The organism is Acidithrix ferrooxidans, assembly GCF_000949295.1.
Taxonomy (GTDB): Bacteria; Actinomycetota; Acidimicrobiia; order Acidimicrobiales; family Acidimicrobiaceae; genus Acidithrix; species Acidithrix ferrooxidans.
Window position 1 is genome coordinate 147760 of the sequence record NZ_JXYS01000001.1, and the last position, 16276, is coordinate 164035.

Annotated in this window: 10 protein-coding genes and 1 pseudogene; 8 read left to right on the forward strand and 3 right to left on the reverse strand. The window is 47.6% G+C overall.

All coding sequences use genetic code 11. The features are described from left to right. Nucleotides 1-817: 817 nt before the first annotated feature. The 4 genes from AXFE_RS00560 to AXFE_RS00575 all read left to right on the forward strand — a co-directional run bounded on the left by AXFE_RS00560 (nt 818) and on the right by AXFE_RS00575 (nt 5666). The gene (locus AXFE_RS00560; protein WP_152625762.1) at nt 818-2011 is read left to right on the forward strand and encodes a hypothetical protein; all 1194 of its coding nucleotides are present in this window, start codon (nt 818-820) and stop codon (nt 2009-2011) included. A gap of 230 nt (nt 2012-2241) precedes the next feature. Next, nucleotides 2242-3198 carry an ABC transporter ATP-binding protein gene (locus AXFE_RS00565; RefSeq protein WP_052603953.1) on the forward strand — a complete coding sequence of 319 codons (957 nt, stop codon included), beginning with the start codon at nt 2242-2244 and terminating at the stop codon, nt 3196-3198. Then, nucleotides 3188-3991: an ABC transporter permease gene (locus AXFE_RS00570; RefSeq protein WP_052603954.1), complete on the forward strand. Its 804-nt coding sequence runs from the start codon at nt 3188-3190 to the stop codon at nt 3989-3991. Before AXFE_RS00565 ends, AXFE_RS00570 begins: the two co-directional genes overlap by 11 nt. A gap of 208 nt (nt 3992-4199) precedes the next feature. Then, nucleotides 4200-5666, forward strand: coding sequence for an NAD-dependent succinate-semialdehyde dehydrogenase (locus AXFE_RS00575; protein WP_052603955.1), 1467 nt, complete (start codon nt 4200-4202; stop codon nt 5664-5666). Nucleotides 5667-6267: 601 nt separating this feature from the next. Here the strand turns inward: AXFE_RS00575 and AXFE_RS21190 are convergent. The 3 genes and pseudogenes from AXFE_RS21190 to AXFE_RS00595 form a co-directional block, all read right to left on the reverse strand. Further along, nucleotides 6268-7235: pseudogene (locus AXFE_RS21190) on the reverse strand (aldo/keto reductase). Nucleotides 7236-8852: 1617 nt separating this feature from the next. Continuing rightward, entirely contained in the window at nt 8853-11555 is a 2703-nt protein-coding gene (locus tag AXFE_RS00590; protein WP_052603957.1) for a bifunctional acetate--CoA ligase family protein/GNAT family N-acetyltransferase, read from the reverse strand. 104 nt (nt 11556-11659) lie between these two features. Next, nucleotides 11660-12145 carry an RrF2 family transcriptional regulator gene (locus AXFE_RS00595; protein ID WP_235347492.1) on the reverse strand — a complete coding sequence of 162 codons (486 nt, stop codon included), beginning with the start codon at nt 12143-12145 and terminating at the stop codon, nt 11660-11662. 279 nt (nt 12146-12424) lie between these two features. Here AXFE_RS00595 and AXFE_RS00600 point away from each other — a divergent pair, with 279 nt between their 5' ends. The 4 genes from AXFE_RS00600 to AXFE_RS00615 all read left to right on the forward strand — a co-directional run bounded on the left by AXFE_RS00600 (nt 12425) and on the right by AXFE_RS00615 (nt 16249). Beyond that, nucleotides 12425-13627, forward strand: a complete 1203-nt coding sequence (locus tag AXFE_RS00600; protein ID WP_235347494.1) for an alkaline phosphatase family protein — start codon at nt 12425-12427, stop codon at nt 13625-13627. Between the two features lie 115 nt (nt 13628-13742). Next, the gene (locus AXFE_RS00605) at nt 13743-14249 is read left to right on the forward strand and encodes a bacterial proteasome activator family protein (RefSeq protein WP_052603959.1); all 507 of its coding nucleotides are present in this window, start codon (nt 13743-13745) and stop codon (nt 14247-14249) included. A 429-nt stretch (nt 14250-14678) separates the two neighbouring features. Then, nucleotides 14679-15152 (forward strand): ribose 5-phosphate isomerase B, encoded by a 474-nt coding sequence (rpiB, locus tag AXFE_RS00610; protein WP_052603960.1) that lies wholly within the window; start codon nt 14679-14681, stop codon nt 15150-15152. Nucleotides 15153-15160: 8 nt separating this feature from the next. Continuing rightward, a complete protein-coding gene (locus AXFE_RS00615; protein WP_052603961.1) occupies nt 15161-16249 on the forward strand; it encodes an alpha/beta hydrolase family protein in 1089 nt (362 codons plus the stop codon). The last annotated feature ends 27 nt before the right edge of the window (nt 16250-16276 follow it).

Below are 16276 nucleotides of genomic sequence, written 5' to 3' on the forward strand. Positions count from 1 at the left end.
CAAGGTTAGCTTGCGCAATAGAGTATCGATCTGGAGATTGTGGATCTGGATGCCAAATCTTGCCATTGCCTGGAACCAGTCCTGCTGCCGGGTAGATTCTGGGTAATTACGACATGGTTAGTACAAACTAGTTAGTTAGGCGTTTGGTAAGTGCCGATTAGATTAAGTGCCGATTAGATGACGACGCTAGAAGATGAGGTACTGCTTTATTTCGCCTTGAGCACTCTGTGTGATCGCCCCAAGGCTGGTGTTTTTTCGCTATAACGAATCACTCTGTGCCTATGAGAGATCACGTAAGGCTGCGACCATTTGGTTAGTTGGCCCTGAAAGACGGGACGGACCTGGAAGATGCGGGTCACTTGATCTAGAACATCGAGATCTCGCGTGTACCTATTCTCGAATTTGATGACTTTGGTTGTGGATTTTCCCAGATCAAGTCCAAGTTTACTTTGAAAACATGGCGCATTGCATGTTGTCTTGTTTGGTCTAATCTTTGGTGAAATTGAGTGTTTTCTGTAGTTACTTGGCGAGACCACTTGAAGGCTTGCAATCCCTAATCCAGCATTTCTAATTTTCAATCATAGGATCGTCGTTTCGGTCATGCTCCCCGCCATCTAGAAGCTTAAATTGGTTGACAAGGAAAGGTTGGTCATTGGAGCGGTAGTTGTCTATTCTGTGAGGTAGGTCAAGCTGGGCTCTATGAACTGAGAGTCATCAAACATTCAGCCAAAGTTAATATTTCTGATGTAATAAAATGAATATAAAACAGTGATTTTGCGTTAAACGATATACAAGAGACGAAATGGATGGTTTCAAGATGAATTTGAATACCGGCAATACTACAAATGATGGCTCAAAGGCCAATAGCTCCTTTCGAGATCGAAATCGACGGCGTTACATCTCTCGTCTGGCTATACCTTCAGTTTTGGGAGTCGGAGTAGTAGCAGTAGCTGGTTTTTATCCCGGTGTAGTCTCTGCATCTGTACCCAACCTTTCTCCGATTAGCGCATCAGCCTTGATCACCAAGGCACTAAGTGCAAAGGCACCTATCTATTCGGGCTCGATAATTGAGACTGGCAATAGCGGGATCCCTTCCCAAGCGATATCAGCTTTAGGTGGCAAGGCGTCTTCGAATCCACTTACCACGCTTTTGACCCAAGCGCTCACCTCCTCGGTGTCGGCGAACTACTGGGTTAATGGAACTGGAAGCTTGAGGGTTCAAATCCCAAATGCAACTGGAGAGTCGGATCTATATTCGACTAATGGCGTGACATGGCTCTACAACTCGACCAACAATAGTGCGACCAAGATCGTTAGCGGACAAAGCCAACCGACCTCTCCAACTTCGGCTCTTGCCAAATCAAATGTGGTCACTCCAGCAGCTATTGCCTCCAAAATTCTCGCTTCTTTGCCTGCAGGATCCACCACTTCGGTAGATAGTTCGTCATACGTTGCAGGTCAAGCTACCTACACTTTGACCGTTCATAGCAATGATCCAAATTCGTTGATAAAAGATGTAAGATTCTCAATCGATGCCACTACCGGGGATACCTTGGGTGTCTATATCGATTCGTCCTCTTCTTCGACGGTCTTTTCTTTGGCGTATCAGTCGCTTTCTTATCAAAAGCCGGCAAGTTCCGTCTTTAGTTATTCGCCAGCACCGGGCACGACTCTTAAGACGACAGTTCTTGGTGGTACAAGTATGACACATCCCCCGATGATCTCTTCAACAGCTCCTGGTACTAAAGCGCCTTCTCTAACCCATAGGGTTATCGGCAGTGGCTTTTCTGAGGTAGTTGTTTTGAGTGGGCCCGCTGGCTCAGCTTCGTCCACTGGTACTTCAACATCTAAAGCCTTGGCAATGCTAAAGGCAATAGGGGTTCCTAAGACGACTTCGTTGGGTAGCGGATATCTGATCACGTTGAACTTTGGCTCTGCGTTCATCTCTCAAAATGGAACGGTAGCCTTTGGAGCAGTGCCAGGTTCGGTGCTGTTGAACGACCTAGGCTAAAGCATGGCGCATGTCTAGATAGTTGAGCTTATGAATTTTTGAGGGTTCTGTTCGACTTTGAACCTTACCTAATGAGATTTCAATGCGATATTTGTCATTTTTACTTGAATCGATAAGGAATCAGAACTTTATCATTTGAAATTTTGGCTTTCTGATTTGTAAATACGGACGTTTGTAATGCGCTACCTCTTCCTTGATAGGGGTAGCGCTTTGTTCAGTTAGGTTTTCTTTTGGAATATTTGATTCAAACCACAGCCCTTACCAAAGAGTATGGTGGGCGTAAGGTGGTTAATTCATTAGATCTTGTCGTGCCCGAGGGTTCAATTTATGGATTTTTGGGGCCAAATGGATCTGGCAAGACAACTACGATTCGAATGCTTCTTGGTTTGATCTTCCCTACTTCAGGAGAGATGAAGGTTTTGGGGAGGTCGATGCCAAAATACTTAGATCAAGTCCTTCCTCATCTAGGAGCAGTGGTAGAAGGACCCGGTCTATATCCGTCGTTATCGCCGAGTAGATACTTAGAGCGCATGGCGAACAACTCTAAAGCAATCCGTAAAGCCGCAGCAAAAGCTTCTCCAGAGCTGGCTGCCCTTGAGACTGATATCGCAGCTGCTTTAGATCGAGTCGGCTTGTCCAAGGTGGCTCAACGGCGCTCCAAGGCGCTGAGCCTAGGCATGAAACAGCGCCTGGCACTTGCAAATGCGCTTTTATTTCCTAGACGACTACTGATCTTAGATGAACCTACAAATGGGATGGATCCTCAAGGCATCGTCGAGATGCGTGATCTGATTATGGAACTCTCAAGCTCGGGAACTACTGTCTTTATCTCCTCACACATTCTCTCTGAGATAGAGCAGCTCTGTAGCCACGTTGGAGTGATTCAACACGGAGAATTGTTATTTCAGGGCGAATTGAGCGAGCTGCAGAGCCAACTTCCTACGAAGTTGGTAATTGGAGTTCGGGAGGTAGAAGAGGCAAAGGCTCTGCTCTTGGCAAAATACTCCTTCGAATTTCAAGATGTGAGTGGGGGCCTCTTTTCGGTTTCGCGCGGTGAAATCCCAATCGAACAGATCGTGAAAGATTTAGTTCAAGAAAACTATGGTCTATTTAGAATCGCCGAGGATAAATCAACCCTCGAAGAGGCATTTGTGCACCTGACGGGGGTAACTTCTGATGTTTATTGAAGAACTTCGCTTTATATTATTCCGTCGACGTACGTTAATAAGCTTTATCGTATTGGCCGCAATTCCAATTATTTTAGGGCTAGTCGTTGCTACCTTTGGTGTCGGCAATGGTGGAAATGGACCGAATCCATTTATCGATCAAATCACCCATAACGGCGTATTTCTCTCGATTACCGCAATTACCACCTCGCAGTTTGTGATCATACCCCTGATAATCTCAATAGTTGCTGGTGAAGCTTTTGCTAGCGAAGCGGCATCTGGGACGCTTAGGTATCTTCTCATCTCTCCAATTCGTCGTTCTCGCATCCTTATTATCAAGTCTTCGGCAATTTTGACGTACGCACTATTGGCGAGCCTCTTTATGGTTGTAATTGGTCTGATAGTGGGTGCACTATTGTTCCCAATAGGAGCCGTAACAACCCTCTCTGGTTCGCAGATTCCTCTTAGTCAAGGGATTATCCGAGTGCTTGGATTGGGGTTTTTTGAGGGTATCTCAGTTTTTTCGGTCGTTGCCATTGGAGTTATGGCGTCTACTCTTACTGACTCCGCAATTGGTGCATCTGCAATCTCGTTTGGATTTGTTGTAATTGTCGAGATCCTCAATACGATTCCGCAGCTGATTCACTTTGCTCCTATAATGCTTCCCAACTATTGGGGTGCGGGGACGGATCTGTTTAGGAACCCAGTCATCTTTAGCGGGATCTATAAGGACTTCTTGGAGCAGCTAGGGTGGATGGCTCTTGCGTTTTCGATAGCGTGGGCGAGATTCTCGACAAAGGATATCACCTCTTAATTACCCCTAGGAGTCGAGAGGTCTTTTATTTTAGTTCTAGATTGTTTTGGACTTGGTGCCAATAGTTAGACTTCCTCTAACTATTTAGGGTTTTGTTGTGTTTTCCTACAACCGAAAACTCCGACCTGTTGTTGATAAGGTCTTGTTTTTGGGTACCTTATTGGGGTAACTTTAGAGCATATGAATTTTGTGAAAGAGGACGTTTTACATGCGTGATGAGGAAAGTAAAGTACTTGCATCTATAGAGAAGCGGCTCTATATTGGTGGCGAATGGATCGAAGCTAAAGGAAATGCTACTTTTGACGTTGAAGATCCTGCAACGGGAGCGACGATTGCCAAGGTTGCTGACGCCACACCTAGCGACGCTCTATCAGCCTTAGATGCTGCGCATTCCGCCTTTGGCGAATGGTCACAGACGGCTCCTCGCTATCGGGCTGAGATAATACGCCGAGCCTATGAACTGATCATGCAGAAACAAGAAGAGTTGGCTCTTTTGATGACTCTTGAGATGGGAAAGCCCCTTCCTGAAGCCAGAGGTGAGGTTGCATATGCTGCCGACTTCTTTCGTTGGTTTTCAGAGGAGGCAGTCCGTATCGACGGACGCTATTACGTTGCGCCAGATGGTAATTCGCGAGTATTGACGCTCAAGCAACCGGTGGGCGTGGCCTATATGATCACCCCTTGGAATTTTCCCCTTGCTATGGGAACCAGGAAGATCGGCCCAGCTCTCGCGGCGGGGTGTACTGTTATTCTAAAGCCGGCTGAGCAAACGCCGCTTTGTTCTCTTGCTCTCATGTCGATCATGGTCGAGGCAGGACTACCCAGTGGCGTCTTGAATGTGATTCCCACGAGCGATCCAGCCGCGGTTACCGACGTCTTGTTAGAAGATCCAAGACTGCGTAAGTTGTCCTTTACCGGTTCAACTGATGTAGGTCGGATGTTGGCTGGGCGAAGCGCCAACAAGCTCTTGCGAGTCTCAATGGAGCTAGGCGGGAATGCACCATTTATCGTCTTTGACGATGCAAATATCGACCTTGCGGTGGATCAGGCGATGATTGCCAAGATGCGCAATATGGGCGAGGCGTGCACCTCGGCGAATAGGTTTTTAGTGGCCGCGTCGGTCGCCGACGAATTCGCGCAGAAGCTTGCTAGTCGCATGGGTGCTCTCAAGCTTGGACGAGGGACCGAGGCGGACAGTAACGTTGGTCCTCTTATCGATCTCGATGCCATTGCTAAAGTTCAGAGACTAGTAGGAGACGCTATTGCTCTAGGAGCTAAGGTTTTGACGGGTGGTGAGGCTGTTGCGGGAGATGGATACTTTTACAAGCCTACAGTTCTTGTAGACGTACCTTCAAACGCAGCTATCTCTACTAATGAAATCTTTGGTCCAGTGGCACCAATAGTTACCTTTGCTAACGAGGAAGAGGCCGTTCGTTTAGCTAATTCAACTGAATATGGGCTCGTTGCTTACATCTTTACATCTAACGTCTCTCGTGCATTACGTGTCTCGGAGTCCCTTCAAACTGGAATGGTTGGCCTCAATCAGGGAATGGTATCCAACGCCGGCGCGCCATTTGGTGGCGTAAAGAGTTCAGGTTTTGGTCGCGAGGGTGGCTTCGAAGGAATCGAAGAGTACCTAGACCTAAAATATGTAGCTATCAACCACCGCGCCTAACTTAATTAAAGGCGGGTAGGTTTTAGATATTTGTCCATCTCAGGCTAGCTTTTTGGCTGGCATGAGATGGACTTTTATTTAACGTCTACGATTAGATGGCGAACCCGAGATGGCCAGTGAAATCCCATCTGAGAAAGTTTTCTTTAACTCAATTTGGAGTCTTTTAAAATCAATTGATCCCTTCTTTGGACCAGTCCAAGATGCGATTTTGGTCACCTTTGGAATCACTACTGGCGCATTTTGTGAATTCTCTGTAGAAATGTTGCCAATGGTTGGATTTTTGTGATTGCTTAGCGAAAAATGGAAGATTCGACATTAGCCAGCCATTCCATGAGCCAACCAGCCATACATGAGTCATATAGGGTCAATTTACTTGGTGGTTATCGTGGATTTGCTCACCATGGTCTATTAGAACTGCGGGTTGGTGAGTGCCCAAAGGAGCTCGATTGCTTCTGTGCGGTTGTGGTGCTGTCTGTTCCTTGTAGATAGCGCTATATGTTTCAACATAGGCTTGAATACAAGTACATTTGTCGAATCGAATCCAATCAGTAAGTTATCGACTCTTTGGTTTGGCTAATCGTTGAACTGTTGTAATTCTGATTTAAATTCCAGCGACCGGATGTGGCAGATATGGTGCCTGTAGTCTTTCTATCTCGGTATGGGTCAGGCTTATCGATGTCGCGTCAATCGCTTCGCCCAATTGTGCCATAGATGTAACGCCAATGATTGGTGCTGTGATAATTTCCTTGGATAGGATCCATGCCGTTGCCACCTGCGCCCGTGAGATCTCTCGTTCGAGTGAGATCTTTCCGACTTCATCGACAATTTCATGGTCACATCGCGGCTATGACGAGCCGATATGGCCTCTAGCTGGCCCCGCCTTGTGCTCTCATCCCACCCTCGAGCAAGGCGTCCTCCACCGAGAGGACTCCATGGAATGACCCCAATACCACTCTGGTCGCATAGGGGATGCATCTCCCGTTCTTCCTCTCGATAAAGGAGATTGTAGTGGTTTTGCATCGATATAAACTTAGTCCACCCATTTGCCTCCGCTAGATTTAGCATCTTTGAGAATTCCCACGCATACATAGAAGAGGCTCCTAAATACCGAGCTTTACCCGCTTTTACGATATCGGTGAGCGCTTCGAGAGTCTCTTCTATGGGGGTGGTTGGATCTGCTCGATGGATTTGGTAGAGATCCACATAGTCGGTACCTAGTCGCTTGAGACTTTTGTCTATTTCGGTCATTATTGCTTTTCTAGAGAGGCCGCTATTGTTTGGGCCGTCTTTTATTCGTCGACCCACCTTTGTGGCGATGACTACCTCTTCGCGCTTGGCGAACTCTTTGATAAGGCGACCGGTTAACTCTTCGCTGGCGCCATCTGAATAGATGTTGGCAGTGTCGAAGAAGTTTATGCCAGCTTCAATGGCACGCTTTAGGATTGGACGAGCTTCCTCTTCGCCGAGGGTCCATGGTTGATTTCCTCTTGTGGGATCCGCAAAGGCCATACAACCCAAACATATCCGCGATACCTCTAGAGCGCTATTGCCTAAATTTCTAAATAACATTGCGTCGATACTATCGCTTTAAGTGCATAAACCAACTCACATTAACGACAACTCGCATTTAACTGTGGCTAGAGGTTGAAGTTCCATTTTTATGAAATCGCTTACGATGCGACATAGGGGTTCTGTCAGAATAGGATTGAACAAGACTCCATTGGAGAGCCCTGTGGAAAAAGGCTATAAAGCAATTGCCAAGATCTTGTTTGGCCTAGACGATATTAATGTTATAGGCCTCGAAGATAATGACGGTGAGCCTTTGCATATTCACATTGAGTGTTCTAATTCGCTAAAACAATGTCCAACATGTGGATGCGAAGTTCACCATAATGGCCTAAGTGTTGTTGAGCTTAAGTGCCAACCGGTTTTTGGTCGTAGCGTCATTTTTTTGCTCTAAGCACAGATGGCTATGTGCAGATTCACAATGCCCCAACCGTCTTTTAGCGATGTTGATCCATGAATAGCTCAATATCAAATGCCTACAAGGCCGTCTTCGTCTAAGTGATCGGGCAGGTAGATGGGCGAACCGTGTCGCTACATCCGAGCATCGTAGCGCTTCTTGTGCAGATAGGGAACTTGGCTGTGATCTCTAGGTGTTAGGGGTGGTGTACTCCTTGGGAGAACTCATACCTTCTAGGATGATGAGATCTAAGCCTGGCACTCTTGCAATGTTACCAAAGGGCCTAACCAAGCTATGAACAGCTAGGTTAGGGTGAGAAAGCGTGTCGCCTTTTTTGTGACTAACTTCTATAACTTTACGTATTCGAAGACTTCTTGATGGCGGCAAGGTCAACTGGGACCTTTTAGAAACAGTGACGGTGGTATTTCGTTAATCTTCAGCGTGGCAAATAGAAATTCATAGCCTTATTAAGTTGATCTTGTCTAGCTACTAGCTACTAGTTACAGTTCCCCGTGGTCGAAGGTCATTGGAATAAGCCTAAAGCCTTGCTTACTGCTCATTCTGACTATTTTCCTAGCAATTTGCCACAGGGTTAGTCAATCTTGGTAATAGAGCTCCTAGTGCGGATCTGTATTTTGTTGTATTAGGACCCAGGGGCTATTGCGATGCGATCCGTCGCACCTTATCGTCGCGACAGAGGGATTTGGTTCAAGTTGGCGCTTATATCGTGTCGTTTCCATCGATCTGATGCCCACCAATGGCGGTTATATTTCAATTTTTTCCTATAGTCGTAGATTCATCAGGTGGGATAGATGTTCAGGTAGGTGTTTGGGTTCGTCAATGACGAACCCAAACACCTACATAATGACTTTTAAAGATCTCGATTGGGTTATGACTCGTCGCCCAAGGAGCCATTAGACGAGTCAATACAAATCTCTATGGCCCAAAGCCAGAGACTTAATCTGATTCAGAAGCTAACTTGCTACCGTTGAATCCGAAGTCCCAAATCGACGATCTAGTCTCCTTAGACATCTTTTCAAGACGGTCTGGGGATGCCGAAATTGACATGGCGGATCCTTGAGTTGGGCCGGGGAAAAAGAGAGATAGAGGAGAGAAGGAGAGGTCCTTCTCCGGTCCAAGTAATCCATCTAGAGAGCGCTAGGGACCTTTGATGAATTAGGCGAACTACTTGGTGGGTCTTTGAAGTGTACATGTCAATCCGGTCAATTTAACGATCTGGTCAGTGCGCTAGCCATTGGTGACCAGTCGTTAACAAGAATCTCTACATCCTTTATATAGGCACCAGTGGGGGTGGAGACCAAAGTAGCTTCCAGGTTTGATATTGCATAATGGTCATCGATGAGTGATCCGAGTCGAGCGATCAGGTCATAGATTGATGTCAAGTCGTGTGCCATTCTTTTTGAGCTACCTTTGATGAGCCCTATTGCGGGAATCGAGTCGATAAAGGGTTCTATATCTGAGGTATATAAGGGCAATGTGGCATATGCCTTTGAATCTAGATATTCTGAAAGCTCGCCTGCAACTCCCATGGAAAGGATTGGACCAAAGAGTCGATCGTGGACTATTGAAACTTCAAATTGAGTAGCAACCTCGAAGCTTAGATACCCTATGACCTCAACGTGATCCTTGGCTGTGATGCCGTATTTTTCTAACAACTGCAGCCCCTCTTGACCAACGATCCAGGCTGTTGCTGGACCACCTGGTTGGCCGTCTTCCATTTGGACTCGCGACTTGTCTAGCGAATTTCGAATTATCAGCGCTGCTCCGTCTGCGTCGACCTCATTAAATTCGGGGACCTCTCCATCGTCCTGTGACTTCCAAGCGGAGTGGTCGGCCATTCGAGATAGTACGGTTGCCGCCATCTCCGGGAAGTCGAAGCTAGGTATTTCTCTTGGGTGGCGCCTAAGTTCGACTTCGATTCCAGGAAGTGCTAGAAAGTTGGCCAGAACTGGTTTTGGCTGGGAGCTATTTTCTTGTTGTGCTGCCTTGGATATTGCTGCTGCAACCCCCTTTGCCGCTGTAATTGCGGGAAGTTCAGTTGTTCCCCTGCCATTGGAGAAGAAGCTGGCCTCTCTCAGATTGCTCTTCCCGGTCATTCGACCCGTGATCGTTGGTACATAGAGAACGAGAACCGAATCAACGTTTTCATCGTTCAAGAGAACCTCTAGAACTTTCCCATAGGTACTTGGATCAACTTCTGGGCCGAGTTCAATAGGGTTTGAGATTCGTTTGTTGGAGATTAGTGCGCTCAATGCCTCTTTTGAAGTTGATGTTAGTTTGGCCATAACCAATCCGCCATTTTCACAGGCGTCTTGGGCTAGTGGAGCTGGTCCTCCTCGATTGGACAAGATCGCCACGCGCCGACCCCTAGGAAGGGGTTGGGCTACCATCCCATGGCCTAATTCAAAGAGTTGCTCCAGCGAATCGACCCTTATGACGCCGGTATATTTCATTAGAGCATCCACGGCAATGTCGACAGAGATCGATTTTACGATCTTTCCAGACGGGGAAAGTGCCTGCCCTTCAGAAGGTGTTTTTTCTGAGAGGTTCCTAGCAGAAGGCGTTTTACCTGCGGTGTATTTCCGCGCCTTTACCGCGATTATCGGCTTATTGCGCGCTACTCGTCGGGCGACACGAGCGAAAGTTCGTGGATTTCCAAAGGTCTCTAGATATAGAAGTATGACATCGGTATTGGGATCTAGCTCCCAATAGTGAAGTAGGTCGTTGCCGGATACGTCTGCTCTGTTCCCCGATGATACAAAGCTCGATAGGCCAATTCCGCGCCGCCTAGCCTCTTCGACTATCGCGAGGCCAAGAGCACCCGAGTGTGAGATCAGTGCCGCACGACCTGGTTCTATCCCAAATGGTGCAACTGTGGCATTTAGTGAGACTGCTGGATCTGTATTTGCGACTCCCATAGAAGCGGGACCCACCACGCGCATCCCGTTTCGACGGGCTGCGCGAATGATCTCTCGTTCTGCTAGCGCTCCTTCTTCGTCGGTGTCGGAAAAGCCAGATGAGATGATGACCAGTCCGCCAACTTGCTTGTCGGCGGCCTCTGAAATGAAACTGCGAATTTCACTTGCAGGAATTACCACTATCGCGAGATCGATTTCGTCGGGGATCTCTGAGATGCAAGAGTATGCCTTGACTGAGGAGACGTAGGTGGTCGAGGTGTTGACAGGATAGACCGGACCCGCGAAGCTGCTTTCTAGAATGTTTCGAAAAATTACATTGCCCACTGAATAGGGATCGCGCGAAGCGCCTACGACCGCAATCGAACGAGGAGCTAAGATTCGTGCTATCGAGCGAGCAACGGCCCTCTGCTCGCGAGCTTGCATTCGCTTGACCGACTGTAGGGTTGGGTTTATCTCAAATCGAACTCTAATTACACCATCTTGGAACGATCGTGTATCTTTGAAACCTGCATCCCTAAAGACTCTAAGCATCCGTGAATTTTCAGGTAGCGTGTCTGCGATGAAGGTGTGGATACCTGCTTCCTTGGCAGCTTCAACCAAGAACTCCAACATGATTGTTGCTAAACCACGACCTTGATGTGCATCGTCTACTAAAAATGCGACTTCAGCAGTGGAGTGGCCAGGTAGCCTATCGTATCTAGCGACCGCAATTATGTCGTCCCCCAATAGGGCGACAAGGGCCATTCGATCTATATAGTCAACGTTGACAAATCTTGAAAGCATTGCTTCGCTGAGCCGGGGAAGTGGCGTGAAAAACCGAAAGTAGATCGTCTCGGGCGAAAGCCGTGAGTGCATTGCCTCGATTCGTGGCGCATCTCCTGATTTGATGGGCCTAATGGCTACCGTTCCTCCATCAGATAGGACTGTGTCAGTCTCCCATTTGAACGGGTAAGAAAATGGCCGGGGATCTGAACCTGTATCTAACACTGGGCTCCTATCTGAGAATCTTGGATGAAGTTGACCTACCTAATTTGGATCGCGAATTGGTAAGTACGCTCTATAGGCGATTCTACAGCTTTTATTCAGGGATTCTATGATAAATGGTGATCTGGAGTTTTGATAGATTCAACGCTCTCGCCTCGAGCCCTCTTGACCATATTTGCAAGTGTAAAAGAATTGAGGTGCTCTCGCATATGTTGGCCAACTTCGTCCCATACGCTCAAGAGAACGCATTGGCCCTCATGCTCGCACGCGCCATTTTCATGAGGCAGACCAAAGTCTCCCGCTACGATAGGTCCGTCCACTGCACTCACTATTTGACCTAGAGTAATGGTTTCTGGAGAGCGCGCCAAAATGTAGCCGCCACCGACGCCTCGTTTGGATCGCACAAGGCCAGCACCTTTGAGTGCAAGCAAAATCTGTTCTAAGTACGGTTGAGGTAGGCCAGTTCGTTTGGCAACCTCTTGGACCGAGGTAGGCCCCGGTTCATCTGAATGTAATGCGAGTGACAGTAATGCTCTTGATGCATAGTCGCCTCGGGTCGATACTCTCACGCATTCAATCGTAGCGTCGGCCATCCAAAGTACCTACGTCTGGCCAAAGTTGTGATTGCACGTAAAGGGTGCCTTCGATGGTGTCGAAGTCGTTCTTTAGGTGTTTGACGCTTTTTCTAATTATCTCGGTCACAAAGTTTATCTCGGTCACAAAGTGGAGCACTGGAGCCACCGTTTTCACCAGTGCCGATTTGCGATAGCTGGTACCATCGCTAGACCCAAGAGGCCGGGGGAATCTATTTGATTTCGAAGTTGTGATAATATGGAGGTTCAGGTTATGGGAAGTTTCGTGGTCAGGTGAAAATGGTTCAGGAGACGATGTCGACTCCAATTCCAACGTACTCGGGCGCGTGTATATCTAACGTCGTAGGCGCTATAGCCATCTCGTTGGCTAAAAACCGTGACGGTGATAGGTGGCCAAGTCCGGATCGTATATATTCAAAATTGGACTCTAGTGCCTCCGAGATGGACCTAGATGCGAGCGACTGGTTCCCAAAGGCGATTCAATCGGCAAATCAGACTGTTCTGTTTGTGGTGGATGGTTTGGGGAGCCATCAATTAGAACGATATGCCAAGGATCTGCCGAATTTCTCGAGACTCCTGGGAACGACAATCTCTTCTGTGGCACCAACTACTACCGCTACGGCACTCACATCGATTGCTTCTGGCCTTTCACCAATCCAACATGGGATCGTTGGATATCGCATGCGACTGGAACCTGGTATAATCTTGAATTCTCTTACCTGGACTGGTAGAAATGCTCCAGAAGGGTTTTCACCGGATCCACGGACTGTGGTAACCAATGAGCCATTTTTTGGTCTGGATGCGTCGATCGTCTCCAAGTCGGCCTACGCCAACACTGGATTTACCCGAGCATATTTAGGCGACTCCAAATCCATTGGGTTTAGGTTTCCATCAACTATGATTGCGGAGGTTGGTGGCTTGCTCGCAGAAGGTGCTCCATTTGTCTATTGTTACTACGAGGGCCTTGATTCCGTAGCTCACGAATATGGCTTTGGTGGATACTACGAGGCTGAACTCCGGGTCGTCGACTATTTTTTAGGCCTTTTGATCGACCTCTTGCCAAGTGGAGCGTCGTTAGTTCTAACCGCTGACCATGGTCAAGTGGAGGTCGTAGGGCCGCCCATTGTCTTGGACTCTGGAATTGATAAATATGTGACTCAAATGAGTGGCGAAGGGCGTTTTCGATGGCTGCATTTGCAGCCAGGCTCGCTACAGAGGTGCCAGGAGAAGGCAAGTGAACTCTATGGGGATTTGGCTTGGGTGCTCACCAAGCAAGAGGTAATAGAGTCAGGCCTCTTTGGTCACTTTGATTCATCGCGGGCCTCCGTATTGGGGCGACTTGGCGACTTGGCCCTTGTTTCAAGGGAGCCAGTGGCATTTTATGATCCAACAGATGCGGGTCCAATGGAACTTATCTGTCGTCATGGTTCGCTCACCAAGGAGGAGATGGATGTTCCTCTCATTGGGCTTTTAGCTACTTGACTTGAGCTTAGAGATCGGTGATCGCTTGCAAAGTTAGCCTCTTGTTGAGATTGCTTTTTGCGAGTCGAGATATCAGCGTGGTGTTTTTTTCAAATTTCGCCTAAATTGTGTGGTAATGACTGAAGAACAAATTGAGCATCCAAACCAGATTCTATTCTTGCCAGAGTCCAGCGATCCGTTGACCGCTACGCAAGAGGGCGAGAATGACCCAGAGGGTGAGACTGAAACCGTTTCGTCGCCATCTAAAGTTCTAAGAATCGGAACTATGATAAAGACCCTTTTGGAAGAGGTTCGTCAATCTAGTCTCGACGATTCTACTCGAGCACGTCTAAAAGATATCTATACGACTTCAATCGTGGAACTCAAAAGTGGCCTTTCCCCTGATTTGGCCTCAGAATTGGACCGACTTTCACTTCCATTCGTTGAAGTAGATGCACCATCTGACTCTGAGTTGCGGTTAGCCCAAGCTCAACTCGTAGGGTGGCTTGAGGGACTTTTCCATGGAATTCAAGCGATGTTGTTCGCTCAACAAGCTCAAGCGAGATCCCAATTAGAAGAAATGCGAAGGCGTGGACTGCCTGCTGGTACTGAGGATGCTCATCGACCAGGTACTTATCTTTAGTCAAATCGGCCTATAGACATTGCTCGGGCGTTCTTTCTATTGGTTGAGCCGCCCATGGAAGCAATGCTATCTTTGGAAAACTTTGACTAAGGCTATTAGGATAAATGGCCTTTAATCCAAGCGATTCGAGAGCTTTGTAGTTTTTGATTCTCCTAGGCATCCACAAAGGCGATTTTAGGGATCAGTTGAGCTAAATGGCTAAGGATTGACTAAGGAAAACAAAGAGCCGATTTTGATTTTATAGCGGAGAGTTTTTATAGTGATGATTTGATTCGGGGTAAAGGGTGTGCCGTTTCTGCTCGAGCCTGAATTGGTGATTTTCTGTGGTAAATAATTTCGCCTGTCAAGTCGTGATCTCGTTAGATTTTTACCAAATTAGGCTATTCAAATAGGTTTGAGCCGAAACAAGTTGATGTAGAGGGTGACGTCGTGAAGATAGCTATTGGAAGCGACCATGCGGGCTTTTTGCTCAAGAAGGATTTGATAGATCACCTCGTGGGCCTGGATTACAAGGTTGAGGATTTGGGTACTCATTCGATTGATCCGATCGATTATCCAGAGATTTGTGCCAGCGTGGCTAGGCGAGTTCGTGGCGGCGAGGTCGACTTTGGCATAGTCCTTGGTGGAAGTGGCCAAGGCGAGCAGATAGCCGCAAATAAGATTCATGGTGTTCGTGCAGCTCTGTGCCCGGATGAATTTACAGCTCGGTTGGCCAGAGCCCATAACAATGCCAATGTCATCTCTATGGGCGCTCGGGTAGTGGCCCCCGCCTATGCGGTTGCTATTTTGGACGTCTTCCTGACTACCCCATTTGAAGGTGGACGTCATCAAAGTAGAATCGATCAAGTCGCCGAATTGGAGCACGAAGAGGCTTTATTTGAGGCAGTTGCACACGGGAAGTAAGATAGCAATTGTCTTCAAATAGTCAAGGAAATAAAAGCTCCTATCGTCTTGGAAGACGCGCCAGACTGATTAGGTCGCTTATGATCTTTTTGATTTTGGTCGGCGGCGGAATCTATGGCATCACTAAGTTTGCATCTAACACATCTACACACACAAAGGTAACAGTACTGCCCACTATCGGGCCCGCTTCGGTATTTATACCGCCGGGATCAGCTAGGGGTAGAACGGCATACACCTATGCAAGTTATCAAGTAGCTGTCGCTGAAACTGGCACGAAGTTGTGTGTGCCGAACGGAACATCACCTGCTGGCGCTGCTCTTACAACTTGTGGTCTTCGAACGCTTCAACTCGGAGTCTATTACCCGGCGCTATCATCGGGCTCTAATATCGTTCCATATCGCGGGAGCGACCCACTGCCCCTTGTCGTCTTCGCGCCGGGGTACGATCAGTACTATAGTGCCTATGCTCCCTTGATCGAGGCTCTAGTGACCTCGGGTTTCGTGGTAGTGGGAGTGAATTTTCCACTGAATGACCCCAGTTCTCCTGGCGGTCCAGATGAAGCAGACATTTTAAATGAACCTGGGGATATGACAGCGGTCATTAATTGGGCGCTACAGTCGAATCAGACTCAAACTTCGCCACTGTATCAACTGATAAATCCCAATAAGATCGTGGTGGCAGGTCAATCCGATGGTGGTAACGTTGCTTTGGCAACTGCATACAACACATGTTGCCGTGATTCACGAATAAAGGCCGCGATAATCTATTCCGGTGCAGAGCTGCCGACATTCCCAGGAACCTACTTCCCTTCGGGCTTGTCGATTCCACTTTTGGTAGTGCAAGGTACCGCAGATACCATAAACTTGCCCAGTGCGTCCGATCAGATCTTTGCAGGAGCGCCCTCGCCAAAGTACTATCTTCACCTAATTGGAGCAGATCATTTGGCGCCATATACAACTCCAGGGCAATTTCTATCTATAACTGCATCGGTTTCAGCCTCTTTTATCAATGGATATGTGAATGGATTATCTGGCGAAATCAACAAGATGGCTATTACTGGTAACGTTCCCGGAGTTGCAACCTTCCAATCAGGCTGATCGATTTTTTATAATTTGGCATTCATA

Excerpts from the sequence above, each read along its gene's own strand:
- AXFE_RS00560 (WP_152625762.1), top strand. The coding sequence starts at position 818 with ATGAATTTGAATACCGGCAATACTACAAATGATGGCTCAAAGGCCAAT.
- AXFE_RS00570 (WP_052603954.1), top strand. The coding sequence starts at position 3,188 with ATGTTTATTGAAGAACTTCGCTTTATATTATTCCGTCGACGTACGTTA.
- AXFE_RS00575 (WP_052603955.1), top strand. The coding sequence starts at position 4,200 with ATGCGTGATGAGGAAAGTAAAGTACTTGCATCTATAGAGAAGCGGCTC.
- AXFE_RS00595 (WP_235347492.1), bottom strand. The coding sequence starts at position 12,145 with ATGGCCGACGCTACGATTGAATGCGTGAGAGTATCGACCCGAGGCGAC.
- AXFE_RS00600 (WP_235347494.1), top strand. The coding sequence starts at position 12,425 with ATGGTTCAGGAGACGATGTCGACTCCAATTCCAACGTACTCGGGCGCG.
- AXFE_RS00605 (WP_052603959.1), top strand. The coding sequence starts at position 13,743 with ATGACTGAAGAACAAATTGAGCATCCAAACCAGATTCTATTCTTGCCA.